6 protein-coding genes, 2 tRNA genes and 3 rRNA genes are annotated in these 16,584 nt (G+C 60.2%); 1 reads left to right on the top strand and 10 read right to left on the bottom strand.

Annotated features, from left to right (window positions below; genetic code table 11):
- Positions 1–100: 100 nt before the first annotated feature.
- The 10 genes from rrf to KY494_RS19280 form a co-directional block, all read right to left on the bottom strand.
- Positions 101–213, bottom strand: a 5S ribosomal RNA gene (rrf, locus tag KY494_RS19325).
- Positions 214–350: 137 nt separating this feature from the next.
- Positions 351–3,240, bottom strand: a 23S ribosomal RNA gene (locus KY494_RS19320).
- Positions 3,241–3,480: 240 nt separating this feature from the next.
- Positions 3,481–3,556, bottom strand: a tRNA-Ala gene (locus KY494_RS19315).
- A 25-nt stretch (positions 3,557–3,581) separates the two neighbouring features.
- Positions 3,582–3,658: transfer RNA gene (locus tag KY494_RS19310), tRNA-Ile, on the bottom strand.
- A gap of 79 nt (positions 3,659–3,737) precedes the next feature.
- A 16S ribosomal RNA gene (locus KY494_RS19305) occupies positions 3,738–5,268 on the bottom strand.
- The 16S, 23S and 5S rRNA genes sit together here with 2 tRNA genes alongside, the layout of an rRNA operon.
- Before the next feature lie 398 nt (positions 5,269–5,666).
- Positions 5,667–6,395, bottom strand: a complete 729-nt coding sequence (locus KY494_RS19300) for a DUF2135 domain-containing protein (RefSeq protein WP_219135764.1) — start codon at positions 6,393–6,395, stop codon at positions 5,667–5,669.
- 29 nt (positions 6,396–6,424) lie between these two features.
- Positions 6,425–8,083 (bottom strand): DUF2300 domain-containing protein, encoded by a 1,659-nt coding sequence (locus tag KY494_RS19295; RefSeq protein WP_219887889.1) that lies wholly within the window; start codon positions 8,081–8,083, stop codon positions 6,425–6,427.
- Between the two features lie 23 nt (positions 8,084–8,106).
- Complete coding sequence (locus KY494_RS19290) at positions 8,107–12,657, bottom strand: alpha-2-macroglobulin (RefSeq protein ID WP_219887888.1); 4,551 nt, start codon at positions 12,655–12,657, stop codon at positions 8,107–8,109.
- A complete protein-coding gene (locus KY494_RS19285) occupies positions 12,654–13,319 on the bottom strand; it encodes a DUF1175 family protein (protein ID WP_258194330.1) in 666 nt (221 codons plus the stop codon). The genes KY494_RS19290 and KY494_RS19285 overlap by 4 nt, the downstream gene beginning before the upstream one ends.
- A complete protein-coding gene (locus KY494_RS19280; protein ID WP_219887886.1) occupies positions 13,316–14,923 on the bottom strand; it encodes a DUF2138 family protein in 1,608 nt (535 codons plus the stop codon). Before KY494_RS19280 ends, KY494_RS19285 begins: the two co-directional genes overlap by 4 nt.
- 134 nt (positions 14,924–15,057) lie before the next feature.
- On the opposite strand from KY494_RS19280, the gene KY494_RS19275 reads away from it, so the two are divergent.
- Positions 15,058–16,566: a B12-binding domain-containing radical SAM protein gene (locus KY494_RS19275; RefSeq protein ID WP_219887885.1), complete on the top strand. Its 1,509-nt coding sequence runs from the start codon at positions 15,058–15,060 to the stop codon at positions 16,564–16,566.
- Positions 16,567–16,584: the final 18 nt, after the last annotated feature.

The raw sequence follows: 16,584 nt of genomic DNA, 5'->3' as shown, positions 1-16,584 counted from the left end.
GGCCGCAGGCCGTCATCCGACACCACCACCAGCGCCCAACCGCCAGACGAAAAAAAACCCGACCATTGCTGATCGGGTTTTTCTCTACTGCGAATAACAAGCCTGACGATAACCTACTTTCACACTGGTTGCAGCACTATCATCGGCGCAAAGTTGTTTCACGGTCCTGTTCGGGATGGGAAGGGGTGGGACCAACTTGCTATGGTCATCAGGCATAACTTGTACCGGCATTTGTCCTCAGTGGAGCGACAAAGCCTGAATCTGGAAGAAGCAAAGATTGGGTAATGAATAGTAGTATCAACAAACGCACAACGTTGTACCGTCTTATCCTCTGTACCTGCTAAGGTTATAGGGACAAGCCGTACGGGCAATTAGTACTGGTTAGCTTAATGCATTACTGCACTTCCACACCCAGCCTATCAACGTCCTGGTCTCGAACGACCCTTCAAAGAGCTCAAGGCTCTGGGAAATCTCATCTCAAGGCAAGTTTCCCGCTTAGATGCTTTCAGCGGTTATCTCTTCCGTATTTAGCTACCCGGCAATGCCACTGGCGTGACAACCGGTACACCAGAGATACGTCCACTCCGGTCCTCTCGTACTAGGAGCAGCCCCCTTCAAATTTCCAACGCCCACGGCAGATAGGGACCAAACTGTCTCACGACGTTTTAAACCCAGCTCACGTACCACTTTAAATGGCGAACAGCCATACCCTTGGGACCGGCTACAGCCCCAGGATGTGATGAGCCGACATCGAGGTGCCAAACTCCCCCGTCGATATGAACTCTTGGGAGGAATCAGCCTGTTATCCCCAGAGTACCTTTTATCCGTTGAGCGATGGCCCTTCCATACAGAACCACCGGATCACTATGTCCTACTTTCGTACCTGCTCGACTTGTCAGTCTCGCAGTTAAGCACGCTTATGCCATTGCACTATCAACACGATGTCCGACCGTATCTAGCGTACCTTCGAACTCCTCCGTTACACTTTAGGAGGAGACCGCCCCAGTCAAACTGCCTACCATGCACTGTCCCCGATCCGGATAACGGACCAAGGTTAGAACCTCAAACAAACCAGGGTGGTATTTCAAGGTTGGCTCCACGAGAACTAGCGTCCCCGCTTCAAAGCCTCCCACCTATCCTACACAGATTGGTTCAAAGTCCAATGCAAAGCTACAGTAAAGGTTCATGGGGTCTTTCCGTCTAGCCGCGGGTAGATTGCATCATCACAAACATTTCAACTTCGCTGAGTCTCGGGAGGAGACAGTGTGGCCATCGTTACGCCATTCGTGCAGGTCGGAACTTACCCGACAAGGAATTTCGCTACCTTAGGACCGTTATAGTTACGGCCGCCGTTTACTGGGACTTCAATCAAGAGCTTGCACCCCATCATTTAATCTTCCAGCACCGGGCAGGCGTCACACCCTATACGTCCACTTTCGTGTTTGCAGAGTGCTGTGTTTTTATTAAACAGTCGCAGCCACCAGTTTATTGCAACCCTTTCACCCTCATGGAGTAAACCAATCAAGCTACCGGGGCGTACCTTTTCCCGAAGTTACGGTACCAATTTGCCGAGTTCCTTCTCCCGAGTTCTCTCAAGCGCCTTAGAATACTCATCTCGCCCACCTGTGTCGGTTTGCGGTACGGTCTCGTATGACTGAAGCTTAGAGGCTTTTCTTGGAACCACTTCCGATTGCTTCATGAATAAATTCACTCGTCCCATCCCCTTGAATTCCGCGCCCGGATTTGCCTAAGCGCCTTCTATGAGACAGAAACCAACTATTCCAACAGTTGGACAACCTTCCGCGATCCGTCCCCCCATCGCATCATACGACGGTGCAGGAATATTAACCTGCTTCCCATCAGCTACGCATCTCTGCCTCGCCTTAGGGGCCGACTCACCCTGCTCCGATGAACGTTGAACAGGAAACCTTGGGCTTACGGCGTGGAGGCTTTTCACCCCCATTATCGCTACTCATGTCAGCATTCGCACTTCTGATACCTCCAGCATCCTTTACAAGACACCTTCGCAGGCTTACAGAACGCTCTCCTACCATATCTATCTGTGATAAATCACAGAACAATATCCGCAGCTTCGGTGACTGGCTTAGCCCCGTTACATCTTCCGCGCAGGACGACTCGATCAGTGAGCTATTACGCTTTCTTTAAATGATGGCTGCTTCTAAGCCAACATCCTGACTGTTTTAGCCTTCCCACTTCGTTTTCCACTTAGCCAATCTTTGGGACCTTAGCTGGCGGTCTGGGTTGTTTCCCTCTTGACGCCGGACGTTAGCACCCGACGTCTGTCTCCCAAGCTCGCACTCATCGGTATTCGGAGTTTGCAATGGTTTGGTAAGTCGCAATGACCCCCTAGCCATAACAGTGCTCTACCCCCGATGGTGATACTTGAGGCACTACCTAAATAGTTTTCGGAGAGAACCAGCTATTTCCAAGTTTGTTTAGCCTTTCACCCCTACCCACAGCTCATCCCCTAATTTTTCAACATTAGTGGGTTCGGACCTCCAGGGCGTGTTACCGCACCTTCATCCTGGCCATGAGTAGATCACTTGGTTTCGGGTCTACACCCAGCGACTGATCGCCCTATTCGGACTCGATTTCTCTACGGCTTCCCTATGCGGTTAACCTTGCCACTGAATGTAAGTCGCTGACCCATTATACAAAAGGTACGCAGTCACGGAACAAGTCCGCTCCTACTGTTTGTATGCACACGGTTTCAGGATCTATTTCACTCCCCTTCCGGGGTTCTTTTCGCCTTTCCCTCACGGTACTGGTTCACTATCGGTCGATTACGAGTATTTAGCCTTGGAGGATGGTCCCCCCATATTCAGACAGGATGTCACGTGTCCCGCCCTACTTGTCGTACGCTTAGTATCACCGGTCCAATTTCACATACGGGGCTATCACCCACTATGGCTCCCATTTCCAGGGGATTCTGTTATCGGTCCGACTATCACGTACAGGCTCTTCCCATTTCGCTCGCCGCTACTTTGGGAATCTCGGTTGATTTCTTTTCCTGCAGCTACTTAGATGTTTCAGTTCGCCGCGTTCGCCTTGCATACCTATGTATTCAGTATGCAATACCCTAAAAGGGTGGGTTGCCCCATTCGGAAATCTGCGGATCAAAGTGTGTTTGCTCACTCCCCGCAGCTTATCGCAAGCTACTACGTCCTTCATCGCCTGTAATCGCCAAGGCATCCACCATGTGCACTTATTCGCTTGTCCCTATAACGTTAGCCTCTGATTACCTAAATAATCAAAGAGCGCTACAAGGATAAGAAAGTACAACGTTGTTGCTTGTTTGTTGATACATACAATCATTACCCATCGATTTGCTTTTTACGGCAAACCGATCAATAAATAATCTTTACTTCTTCCAGATTGTTAAAGAACATACAGCACTTGATCTCGAAAAGACCAAACCTAAATCCCGGCGCCATGTGCGCTGATTTACGTTTGAACTTTTGGTGGAGGATGACGGGATCGAACCGACGACCCCCTGCTTGCAAAGCAGGTGCTCTCCCAGCTGAGCTAATCCCCCTAGGGTATTTCCAGACTACAGAAACTGGTAGGGCTGGTTGGACTCGAACCAACGACCCCCGCGTTATCAACACGGTGCTCTAACCAGCTGAGCTACAGCCCCAAATGCTGTTCTTTATATTAACAGCCGATAAGTGTGAACATTTGATGCGTGAATCATTACTGATTCGTGCAAACTCTAGAAAGGAGGTGATCCAGCCGCACCTTCCGATACGGCTACCTTGTTACGACTTCACCCCAGTCACGAATCCTACCGTGGTAAGCGCCCTCCTTACGGTTAAGCTACCTACTTCTGGTAAAACCCGCTCCCATGGTGTGACGGGCGGTGTGTACAAGACCCGGGAACGTATTCACCGCGACATGCTGATCCGCGATTACTAGCGATTCCAACTTCATGCAGTCGAGTTGCAGACTACAATCCGGACTACGATACACTTTCTGCGATTAGCTCCCCCTCGCGGGTTGGCGGCGCTCTGTATGTACCATTGTATGACGTGTGAAGCCCTACCCATAAGGGCCATGAGGACTTGACGTCATCCCCACCTTCCTCCGGTTTGTCACCGGCAGTCTCATTAGAGTGCCCTTTCGTAGCAACTAATGACAAGGGTTGCGCTCGTTGCGGGACTTAACCCAACATCTCACGACACGAGCTGACGACAGCCATGCAGCACCTGTGTACTGGTTCTCTTTCGAGCACTCCCTGATCTCTCAAGGATTCCAGCCATGTCAAGGGTAGGTAAGGTTTTTCGCGTTGCATCGAATTAATCCACATCATCCACCGCTTGTGCGGGTCCCCGTCAATTCCTTTGAGTTTTAATCTTGCGACCGTACTCCCCAGGCGGTCTACTTCACGCGTTAGCTGCGTTACCAAGTCAATTAAGACCCGACAACTAGTAGACATCGTTTAGGGCGTGGACTACCAGGGTATCTAATCCTGTTTGCTCCCCACGCTTTCGTGCATGAGCGTCAATCTTGACCCAGGGGGCTGCCTTCGCCATCGGTGTTCCTCCACATATCTACGCATTTCACTGCTACACGTGGAATTCTACCCCCCTCTGCCAGATTCTAGCCTTGCAGTCTCCAATGCAATTCCCAGGTTGAGCCCGGGGATTTCACATCAGACTTACAAAACCGCCTGCGCACGCTTTACGCCCAGTAATTCCGATTAACGCTTGCACCCTACGTATTACCGCGGCTGCTGGCACGTAGTTAGCCGGTGCTTATTCTTCAGGTACCGTCATTAGCAAAAGATATTAGCTTTCACCGTTTCTTCCCTGACAAAAGAGCTTTACAACCCGAAGGCCTTCTTCACTCACGCGGCATTGCTGGATCAGGCTTTCGCCCATTGTCCAAAATTCCCCACTGCTGCCTCCCGTAGGAGTCTGGACCGTGTCTCAGTTCCAGTGTGGCTGGTCGTCCTCTCAGACCAGCTACTGATCGATGCCTTGGTAGGCTTTTACCCTACCAACTAGCTAATCAGATATCGGCCGCTCCACGAGCATGAGGTCTTGCGATCCCCCACTTTCATCCTTAGATCGTATGCGGTATTAGCGTAACTTTCGCTACGTTATCCCCCACTCTAGGGTACGTTCCGATATATTACTCACCCGTTCGCCACTCGCCACCAGAGCAAGCTCCGTGCTGCCGTTCGACTTGCATGTGTAAGGCATGCCGCCAGCGTTCAATCTGAGCCAGGATCAAACTCTTCAGTTTAATCTCTGTTACTTTGCCATTTTATTGGCACCGTCTTGCGACGGGTCGCTCACTCAAAAAACTGACAGGCTACTTCCGAAGAAGTATCCTATTTCATTATTTCTTGTGAGCATTTGATATTTTAAGTTAGACGCCAATCCGAAGATTGACGCTGCACTTACATCAAATGCCCACACTTATCGACTGTTAATTGTTAAAGAACGGTATTCGGTGCTACTTTCGCGCTATCGACAAAGCGTTGTGTTTGTCAGCTGCCAAGAAGGAAGAGTATGAAGCTTTTTCAGCATTTCGTCAACCTTCTTTTTTACCCACTTCACTCAGCATTTGCATGCATCGTTCAGCGAGGGGGCGAATTATAGCCAAGGTGCGGCGGCTCCGCAAGAGCCATTTTCGGCCATTTATGGCAGGACGAACGATTTCACCAAGGTCAGCTCGCCGGCGGCCCGCATCGGAACCTGGAAGCTCTGCAGCTTTTCACGCGGCGTGCCTTCGTTGGTGATGATCGATAAGCGGGCGACGGTCAGCATGGCGGTGTTCTCGCCGCTGCCGTAGTAATTCACATAAACGTGATAGTTGCCCTTCAGGGGCGCGGCACTGGAAAAGATTTCCGGGCCATAGCCAGTGGTCACGTCCACATCCAGCGCGCCGCCATCTTTCAAGACGCGATTACCGTACCAGGCGTGGCCACCGTCCGGCGTGACCACATGCAGATCGAGGTCGGTGCCGGCGCTGTCCCAGGACAGCACGATGCGCAAGCGCGCCTGGGTCTTGCCCTGATAGCTATCGACAAACTGGGTGCGCGCGCGGCTCTTGCCATCGGGCGAGCGCACTTCCACGCTGTTCGAGCCGCTGCCGAAGCCATACGGTCGCCCATAGCTGCCGTCCTCGCCCACTTCCATCGGCATCGCCACGCCGTTGACCACCAGGGTGGCGGGCTTGCCCTTGATAGCGCCTGCGATACGCCCCCGTATCTGCGCCGTCTCGGCCTGGCCCGGCTGCAGGTTGACCGACGCGGCGGGGTAGTTGACCGCCTGCGTGTATTCCTCAGTCGCACCGGCCGAATTGCGCCAACCGCTCCTGGGAGCGTCGATGGTGACCTGGGCCTGCGCCCAAATTGGCAATAACATCAGGGGAATCGAGCAACGGATATAAAAAATCACAGGGCCTCCAGGTTAAGGTCGACGAGCCGGCGAGCCAGCCGCTCGACATATTCTTCATCCTGGCCGCGCGGATGACGGCGCAGGCCAAGGTGCAAGTATTCATGGGCCAAGGTGATGCGGTCTTCGCGCGTGGCAAGCGGGCGCATGAAGATGCGGTTGCGCGACTGTTCCGAATACGGCGCGCCGCTGGACAGGGCACAGACCAGCGGCGCTTGCGGCGGCGCTTCGTAACCGGCCTCGCGCAGCAGCACGCGCTGCCAGCGCGGCACGGAGCGCGCCAGCCAATCCTCGTTCTGCGCCAGGCGCCGACAACGCGCGCCGGTATTGCCAAAGGTGCTCAGCGCGCCGCCGGGATAGGCCGTCGCCAGCAATTCATCATAGTGCTTGCCTTGTCTGGCCTGGCGCACCGCCTCGCTCCACGCCATCGTGCCCTCGGACGACAAGGTGCTGTGATAACGCACGGTGACGCCATCGACGATCAGCTGATCGGTCCAGCGCGCAATGGCCAGCGCCGCCGGCGTGGCAGGGCTGGGACTGACGCGCTGGGTCGCGCTGCTGTCGGCGATCTGCTGGCAGCCCGCCACGGTCACCGCGTTCTGCTGCAAATACGTGCGCGCGGCGATCGCCAGCGCCTTGGCCGCTTCCGGCTCATCAGTACTCGCTTCGCGATCGAGCACGCGCGCCACATATTCATTGACGCCGAAGCGGCCGCGCAATTGCGGGCGGCCGCCCTTCTCCTGTAACAGCATCAGCTCACCGCTGCTGCGCAAGGCGAGATTCTGGCCATTTTCGAATTGCACATGGTAGCGCCCATTCAGCGGCCCGGCCATGGCCACGCCACGTTCGCCGCGCACGGCGCGGATCGGATAGCGCTTGAAGTAATCGACCACCACGCAGCCGCCATCGTCGGCCGCGCCGACTTTCGGCAAGCTGGCGGCCAGCCTGGGCGCCCACTGCTCAAAGACATTGCTGCTGCCGCCCGCGCCGCCAAACCAGATCGGCGTGCCGTCGGCCAGCCAGCCGGCCGCGCCGCCGATACGTTCGTCGGCCCGGCGCTGCTCGTGCCAGGAATACGTCTTCACGCGCAACTGGCTGCCGAACCAGCGCGCCGTACCTGCCCCTCGACCATCGAGCACCACGCGCAACAGCGCCGCTTCCGCATCCATCCGGCTGGCAGCCGGTATGCTGTCGAGCGCGCGCAGCAGGCTATCCAGCCGTACCAGGCGCCCCGGCGCCAGCTGGGCGGGGTCCGCCAGCCAGGCAAAGTCCCCTGCGGGCACCGCGCCCAGGCGACCTGTCCAGTACTGGCGCCATGCAGCCGGCGCGATCATCAGGCGCTTGGGCGAGAAAAATGGGCCGCAGGACTGCGCCAGCGCCGCATCGTGGCCGATGCTCTGGCCCGCATCGCAGCAATATACTTCGTCCGGATCGCGGCCGCCGCAGCGGTAATCGGGCATCGCCACCTTGTTATCGCTGGCGTATACATAGACGAACAGCTTCCACAAGCTGGCCAGCGGCACTTGCCGCGCACCGTCAAACGGCAGCGGCGCCGTGCCGCCCTGACGCAGCTGGCGCACCTCCATCTTGCCGTCGCGCCACCAGGCCACATCCAATGAAGCCGACCAGGCAGGCATGGCCAGCAGCGTGGCAAGCATCAATGCTGGACGTGCAAAGCCCATCACTCGACCTTCAGCGTGCGCGTGGTCTTGCCGCCGCCCTCGAGGGCTTTCTGCTCCGGCTGGTACATGCGGTAAAAGCGCGCCGGCGGCAGCACGTAACTGCCCTTTTGCGCGAAGCGCAGCAAATGGCGCACCGTCACGTCGCCGGCCAAAGGCTCGATCGGCACAGCATAGCCGTCACGGCGCTCCGTGTGGCGTGCGCGTTCCAGCGCGGCCGGCTTGTCGCCCGCCATGACCATGCCCCAGGTGGTCGATTCGACCACGGCACCGGGCGGCAGCGCCACTTCCAGCAAGCCAAAACGGTGCTTCGCGCCCGGTGCCGCTTTCAAGGTGACTTCATCGAGGTACAGCGCGTCCGTGCTGAGCGCCTCACCCGGCTTGACCAGCTCCGTCGTGTAGCCGCCCTTCCCTTGCTTCATGCGCAGGATGCGTCGTTCGACGGCGACCGGCAAGGTCTGCGTTTCTGCCGCGTGACTGTCGTACTGCAGCACGGCCACCGTGCCCGCAGGCGCGGGCGCAGCGAGACGCAGTTTGTCAGGCAAGCCCCTGGCGTCAAGCCAGCGCCAGAGCGGCTGGCCGCTGCGGCTTTCGCGTTTTTGCCAGGCGCCGTCCAGCGTGACGGCCGGCCCCTTGCCGAACGATGCGCCGCCCAGCTTCTTTTGCACCCACATCAACGTCATCGCACGGTCCAGGGTCGGCATTTCGGCGCGCACGCCGGCCAGCACCGCGTCGGCCTGCGATGGCGGTACTTCGCCGGCCAGCATCAGCAAGGCCTGCGCCACCGGCGCCTTCGATTCGCGCAAGACTTGCCAGGCGCTGGCCACTTGCAGCTGCAGCCCATGCGGCAAGGCGATGCCGTTCTGGCTGGCGACCAGCGCCACCAGGCCCAGCGCCATCGCTTGCGCTTCGCGGTCAGAGGCGCCGCCCAGCAGCAGGCTGCCGCTGTCGCCCGCCTGGCGCGGCTTGCCGCCCAGGACGGCAATGGCGCTGTCGTCCACCAGGCCCGCTGCCAGCGTCTGCGTGGGCAGGCCCATCTCACGCGCCATCCACAGCACCAGCGCGCGGTCGCCCACCGCATCCTTCAAGCCATGTTCGCTGTAGACGGCCAGCAGCTTGTTCCAGTGCTCGGGCGGCAGCTCGATGTGCAGCGCGCGCGCCGCGTACCAGTCGGCGTAATAGGCGTACGCCGTCATCAAGGCATTGCCGGCCGTGGCGTTGCCCCACCAGCCAAAGACGGCGTTCGGACCGGCCATCGACACCAGCCGCAAACGCTGCTCGGTCAGGGTCGCCTGCAAACGTTCATACGGCGCGCCGGCGTCCGGGCCCAGGCTTTGGGTGGCCAGCGCCAGCGGAATCAGCCGGCTGGCCGTCTGCTCCACGCAGCCATATGGATAGTCGATCAGGTCGTCGGCAATGCGCGCGAACTGGCTGGCCGCGCCTTGCGCGAACGCCACGCGGATATTGCGCGCGTCCGCCGGCAGCTTGAGTGCAATATCAGCAGTGGCGCCATCGAGCGGCAGCACCAGCGAGCGCGGGCTGCTCCAGGCGGCGGGCAAGGTTTGCATGGTCGCCTCTAACGCGTCGACCAGCTTGCCATTTTGTTTCAGCTCCAGGCGCAGCGGCCCGCTGCCTGCAGCGAGCGGAAATTCGACGTAGTTGACGCCCGGCTTGGCCGAGAGTTTTTCCGTCTTCAGCTGCGCCCCGCCCGAGAGGACGACGTCGAGCGCCTGCTCCTTGCCCGTCTGGTTGAACACGGCCACCGAAGCGCGCGGCGCATCGCCGGCACGCATCCAGTCGGGCGCCGTCCACTTGGCATAGTAATTCTTGTCCGACCGCAGATAGGCGGTGCGCTGGCCCACACGCCCTTGCTCATCCATCGCGCGGCCCGTGATCCTCCAGCGGGTCAGCGCGTCGGGCATGGTGAAGCTCACGCGTGCGTTGCCATTCACATCGGTCTTCAGCGATGGCGCCCAGTAGGCGGTATCGATATTGTCGCGGCGCGGACGTTCGAGCACCTTGACGCCGCGCTCGTTGTAGTTGTGGCGCGCGGGCGCACCGGCAGTGCGCCCCTGCGCCATGTCGTAGCTGATGAAGGACAGGCTGGCCGTCGTGCGCACGTTGTTGCGGCGCGGGTGATAGAAGAAGTCGCCGATCTCGGGCGCGATTTCCGGCTGCAGCACATAGATCATTTCATCGACCACGCCCAGCGCCAGCAGGGTGCTCAGGGGCTTGCCGTCCAACGTCGCCTTGACGTCCAGCGTGACCTTCTCGCCCGGCTGGTAGACTTCCTTGTCGCTCTTGAATTGCAGCGCGATGCGCGGCTCGATCACTTGCAGGCCGGCGTTCTCGAAGACGAAGTCGCCATTGCGCGTGTACGCCACCGAGAACGTCATGTTCGGGCCATGCTCTTCTTTTACCGGGATGCGCACTCTCCACTGCCGCGGCGCCACGCGCTGCGCCTGGTACCAGTCAGCGGCACCGGCCATCAGGCCATGGTGTTCCACCTTGTCGCGCTCGAGCGTCAACAGCGCCTGGTCGACCTTGTCGGAAAAGGTGATCAGCGCCTCGGCCGTGTCGCCCGGGCGATAGCGGGCGCGGTCCAGCACGATCTCGATGCTGCCCGGCGTCGTTTGCACGCCGTCACCCGACACCCAGTGGCTGGCGGCGGCCAGCAGGTTGCCGCGTTCATCGCGCAGCGCCAGCTGATACGAACCCGATGCAGGGAAAGTCACGTCCCAGCCCTTGGCGCTGGGATCGAACGCGCCCTCGGTCTTGCTCTGTTTTTCCAGCTGCACCATCTCCCAGCGCACGGGCTTGGCCGCACCCTGGCCGTCGGCCAGCAAGTCGAAATGCACGTTTTGTCCCGGATCGGAAAACTGGCGCGTGGCCTTCAACTGGTAGCTGCTGCTCGAGCGTTCTATCATCAGCTCGCGCGTCGCCTTGACGCGGTAGGCCGCGCCATCGGTCGCCAGCACGGTCAAGATGTAGCGCGAGGGATCGGCGGCAGGCGGCAAGGTGAAGTCCACATTGCCGCTGCCGTCGCTCGTCACTTCCTCGGTCTTCAGGGCCACCGGGAACAGGCCGCTGTAACGCAGCTCGCCCTCGACCATGGTGTTTTGCTGGCCGCGCAGCGACAAGGTCATCTTCGCATTTTTCACGGGTTTGCCATCGGGGTAGCGCAGCGCGATGCTGCCCTTGACCGCCTCGCCCGTCTTGAATTCCGGCTTCGCTGGCTGGACGTTGATTTCAAAGTGCGGCTTGACGTATTCGGCCACGCGGAAGGCCGCGCCATACGCGCCATCCTTGTAATTGAAGCGCAGTTCATAGCCGCCGGCGGTGGCTTCCGTGGGCAGGCGGAAGCGCGTGTCGGCGCCCGTGTCACCGGACAGCTGCAGCGTTTGCGTCAAGAGCGGCGTGCCGTTCGGATTGAGCACGGTCAGGCTGACCGGTGCTGCGCTTGCTGCCTGCGAGTTGCGCGCGGAGGTAAATTCGCGGCCCAGGAACTTGACGTTGACTTCATCGCCGGGCCGGTACAGAGGCCGGTCGGTCACGGCATAAATCTTGGTGTTATAGATTTCACTGTCATAGTAAAAATTCTCGGACACGAACACGCCGCCGGCGCGGTCCTGGCCCAGCACATACGTGTGTTCGGGGCTGCCGCGTTCGAGCGAGGCGACGCCGTCAGCGCCAGTCACAGCCGACTGCAGCACGCCGGTGCCGTCGGTCCACGCCACGCTGGCGCCGGCCACGGCGGCGCTGTTGTCGCGCCGCGCCGTCCAGACCAGCATCTGGCCTGACGATACCTTGGTCACCGCCACCGTATCCGACACGAACACCAGGGTGGTGGCGCGGTGCTCACCGATGATCGCTTCGACCAGGTACAAGCCCGGCTTGCGTTTGCCCAGCGGGATCATCACATTGCCGGCGCCGGCGACGATGAAGTCGCTGCTCGATCCATCGAGCTTGACGCCTTTCGGCGGCGCGATGGCCTTGGCCTGCCAGATCGGATAGCGGAAGCTGTCGACCAGTTCCATGCCCTTGATCGGTTTGTACTGCGGATGGTTGGCGAACACGGTCGGCTTGCGGATCGCATCGTTCGTCGCCAGTTGCGGCTGTTCTTTCGTAACCGCGCGGCGCGCCTCGCCGGAAAACAGCTTGCGCCAGGCCAGGCGCGACTGCTTCCACCAGCTATCCCACAGAAAGCTCAAGGTGTTGGCCAGGCCCTCGCCCTGATAATTGCCCTCGACCTGGATGCGGTGCAGATTGCGCTGCTTTTTCAGGAATTCCATCGGTTCGGGCACGCGGTAGACGACGATGTCGGCGCCCGAATACGCTTCCAGGTTCATGCGTCCCATGTCGCGGCCCGGCACTTCCAGGCGCACGCGCGCTTCGTCAAGACTGCCGTAGCTGGCGTCCGACAGCAGGAAGAAGGGTTCGCCCTTGAAGGTGCTGTAGTTGCTCGGTTCGCGCTGCTGCGCCGAGGCGCCGCCAATGAGCAGCAACGCCAGCAGGCCGGCAAAGAGCAGCTTCATGAGAAAAATCGGCTTCATGATAAAAACGCCAGCCGGAACACCCCGGCGAAATTGGGATTGTTGACCACAGGTTGCCACCGCGTGTCCTTCCAGCTCGTGAGTTCTTTGATATCGACGGTCCGCAGACCATTGTCGTCGGGGGTGACGGTGCCGGTGTGGTAGGCGATGCGCGCCCCCATCCAGACCATCAGATGCTGTTCGTCGCCCTGGTCGAAAAACAGCAGGTCGCCGGGCAGCGCCTGGCTGATTTCGCGGGCGACGAAGCGGCTGTTGTGCTGCACCAGCGCCAGCGCCGTGACGAAGTGGCCGATGCTGCCGCCAGTTTGCACCCAGCGGTTGCGCAAGGCCGCCTGGTCCGCGCTCAGTTCAAGCTCGGGCGGCAATCGCCGGTCGCTGGCGATGCCATTCGCATGCAGCCACTTCGCGTCATGCACGGTGAGCGCTTCGTTGACGGCAAAGCGCACCAGGCCGGCGCAATCGCGATGCGTCCAGCGCGGCGACGGGCCCCGTTCGATCTGCGCGTTGACGATGCGCAGCATCCAGGCCTGGAAGGCGCGGCTCTGGGCTTGCGACAGCAGCACTTGCGGCTCGGCGGCCGCGCGCAGGGCCCAGGCCTTGGGTGAGGCAACAGCGGCGACACACACCGCCAGCGCAGCGCGCCGCCCATGCGACACCGTCATCGCACCGTCTCCTGCCATTCCAGCGTTTCCCACGACGTGCCGCTGGCTGGCTGCCGCTTGAGCACCATGCGCAGCGGCGGATATTTTTTCAAGGCGTCCAGGCGCGGCACCAGGTGCTCGTTGGCGGCTGCGCGCAAGACCGGTTCGTTATTGGCCGGCAGGGTATCGAAGGCTTCCAGCTGGATCAGCCGGGCCAGCGAGGCCGGCGCGATCAGGCCGATGGTGCGCGCGCCATCGGGCAGCAAATCGCTGGCCGCCGGCGCCTGCTTGCGGCGCACGGCAAGCACCTGGTCCACCAGCTTGCCGTCGGCCGAGAAGACAACGGTATTGCCGGCCACGGCCAGGGCCGGCGTGGACTGGCCGAGGGCCGTGGCGACGCTGCGTTCCCAGCGAATGGCGCCATCCTTGCCGGTGGTCTTGCGCACGGGGTCCTTGCCGCCGATGGCCGCCTCGAACAGGCTGCCATATACAGCGTCGTCGCCAGCCTGCGCACTGCGCGTGGCCACAAAAACCGGCGTATGCAGCCGCGAAGTGCCGTACCAGCACGCGGCGGCGGGGCCTTGCAAGTGCCCGGCCAGCGACACCACCGGTGCGGATGCCTTGTCGCCCAGGCGCTTGAGCACGGGCTGCAGCGCGGCCCAGTCCACCGGCACGCTGAAGCAGGCGCTCGGGTTATGCGGCAGCACGGGCCACAGGGCGCTGCTGTCATAGGCACCGTTTTTCAGTTTATCGGCATTGAGCAGCACCTTCGATTGCCAGGCGCCCTGTTGAAAATCGAAACGCAGCGCTTCGAGCGCGCCAAAGAAGGGCTGGTAGCCGAACGACAGGAAGTCCGCCTTGACGGCGATGCTGTGCCCCTCGGGCGCGGCTGGATCGAGATGGAATTGCGCATGAAAGACGTTTTGTTTCGCCGGCTCCGGCGCCAGCAGGCTGGCCACCGTTTTCTCGGCCGTGCCATCGCCATGCTTGCCGTCGCCGCCGCCATACAGCATGCCGGGATGGGACAGGATGACCAGGCGCTGGCCGTGCGCGGCAAACAGCAAGGTGCGCTGCCAGGCATAATTGAGCGCATACACGGGCACCTGGCCGCCATCGACGCGCAAGCTGCCGGCCACGCGCATTTGCGTATCCTTCAAGGCGATCTTGCCCGCTTCTTCCAGCAGGCGCGTCAACTGGCTGCGCGACACGGCGATGGCGAAATGCTTGAGCGAGCCGTCGGCGTCGCGCCACAAGGCCACTTCCGCCGGCTGGTCCAGCACCATGCGCAGCAGCTGGTCGCCCCAGCCCAGTTCATGTTCGTAGGCGATGCGGCGCAGGCTGCCCTTGAGGCCCAGCCGGTCTTCGCTCTGCTCGTAATAGAACAGGAAATCCTCGCGCAGCACGTCGCGCGCCAGCGGCACCGTCAACAGGTCGCGTGGCAAGGCCGACAGGCTTTTCGTGCGGATCAGCGCATCGGGCCGCGACAAATCGAGCTTCAGGCCGTTAACCGGCCCCAGCATGCCCCAGCCGAAGACCCGGTAAGCGACCAGCGCGGCCGCCACCAGCGCCACCCCGGCCAGCACCCCGACCAGGACTTTCTTATTGAGTACTTTTTTCGCCAGCACCTTGTATCCCTTTTTACCAGCCGTAGCATTGACAAGTTAGTAATTATTGACAAATGGTAACATGGCATTTGTGGCCGCAGCGCACAGCTGACGCGACAGCGTAAAATAGCGGTTTCGCCGTTTCCATCGCTCCCATGACCATCCTGCTCTCCACCCTGAACGCCCGCTACACCCACGCCTCGCTGGGATTGCGCTATCTGCTGGCCAATATGGGGCCGTTGCAAGCGCAGACGCGGTTGCAGGAATTCGTCATTGGCACCAAGACCACGGAACTGGTCGAGCGCATCCTCGTCAACAAGCCGCGCATCATCGGTTTCGGCGTATACATATGGAACGTCGAGGAAACGACGAAACTGGTGGCCATGCTCAAGCGCGTGGCGCCCGAGGTCATCATCGTGCTGGGCGGGCCGGAAGTGTCGCATGAGGCGGGCGAGCAAGAGATCGTCAAGCTGGCCGACTACCTGATCACGGGCTGGGGCGACGTCACCTTCCCCAAGCTGTGCGGCGAGATCCTCAACGGGCCGAAACCGCTGATGAAGATCCATGCCGGCGTGCAAGCGCCGCTGGCGGAACTGCAACTGCCCTACTCCTTGTATACAGACGACGATATCCGCCACCGCACGATTTACGTGGAAGCGTCGCGCGGCTGCCCGTTCAAGTGCGAATTCTGCCTGTCGGCGCTGGACAAGACGGCCTGGCCCTTCGCCCTGGAGAACTTCCTGGCCGAGATGGAGTCCTTGCATGCGCGTGGCGCGCGCCTGTTCAAGTTCGTCGACCGCACGTTTAATCTGAACATCAAGACCAGTTTGAAGATCATGCAGTTCTTTCTGGACAAGATCGAAGCCAACCCGGACGATCCCATCTACGCCCACTTCGAGCTGGTGCCCGACCACTTGCCCGACGCCTTGAAAGAAGGCATCAGCAAGTTCCCGCCCGGCGCGCTGCAGTTCGAGATCGGCATCCAGAGCTTCAATCCGGACGTGCAAGCGCTGGTCAGCCGCAAGCAGGACAATCAAAAGGCGGCCGACAACATCCGCTGGCTGTGCGAAGAATCGAACGCCCACCTGCACGTGGACTTGATCGCCGGCTTGCCGGGCGAGGATGAAGCGAGCTTCGCGGCCGGCTTCAACAAGCTGGTGGCCTTGAAACCGCATGAAATCCAGTTCGGCATATTAAAGCGGCTGCGCGGCACGCCCATCATCCGCCACACGGAAAACTATGGCATGGTGTTCGACCCGCACCCGCCGTACACCATCCTGGCGAACAAACAGCTCGATTTCATGAGCATGCAGCGCCTGGTGCGCTTCGCCCGCTACTGGGACCTGGTCGCCAACTCGGGCCGCTTCGCCAATACGGTGCAATGGATGCTGGGCGAGTCGCCGTTTGAAAACTTCATGGACTTTTCGAACTGGCTGTATGCCCATACGGACGCCACCCACCGCATCGCCATGGAGCGCCTGGCCAAGCTGGTGGCACAATGGCTGCAGACGCGCGGCATGAGCGCGCTTGAGGCCAATGCCCTCGTTGCCAGCGACTATGCGGGCGGCGCGCAGGCGGCAAACCACGCCAAAACCAGCGACCAGCCGAAGGCGCACCTGGAGGCGGCAATACCGCAGCGACAGGCGCGCCATCTGGCCTCCTGAAAGCGTGACGATTGAACA

The organism is Janthinobacterium sp. PAMC25594, assembly GCF_019443505.1.
GTDB lineage: Bacteria > Pseudomonadota > Gammaproteobacteria > Burkholderiales > Burkholderiaceae_D > Janthinobacterium.
Note: the sequence above shows the minus strand (reverse complement) of the source record. Positions and strands in the feature narration are given on the sequence as shown.

What these genes read in the sequence shown, in the direction of transcription:
- KY494_RS19300 (WP_219135764.1), bottom strand. Translation starts at nt 6,395, where the DNA reads ATGTTATTGCCAATTTGGGCGCAGGCCCAGGTCACCATCGACGCTCCC.
- KY494_RS19295 (WP_219887889.1), bottom strand. Translation starts at nt 8,083, where the DNA reads ATGCTTGCCACGCTGCTGGCCATGCCTGCCTGGTCGGCTTCATTGGAT.
- KY494_RS19290 (WP_219887888.1), bottom strand. Translation starts at nt 12,657, where the DNA reads ATGAAGCCGATTTTTCTCATGAAGCTGCTCTTTGCCGGCCTGCTGGCG.
- KY494_RS19285 (WP_258194330.1), bottom strand. Translation starts at nt 13,319, where the DNA reads ATGACGGTGTCGCATGGGCGGCGCGCTGCGCTGGCGGTGTGTGTCGCC.
- KY494_RS19275 (WP_219887885.1), top strand. Translation starts at nt 15,058, where the DNA reads ATGACCATCCTGCTCTCCACCCTGAACGCCCGCTACACCCACGCCTCG.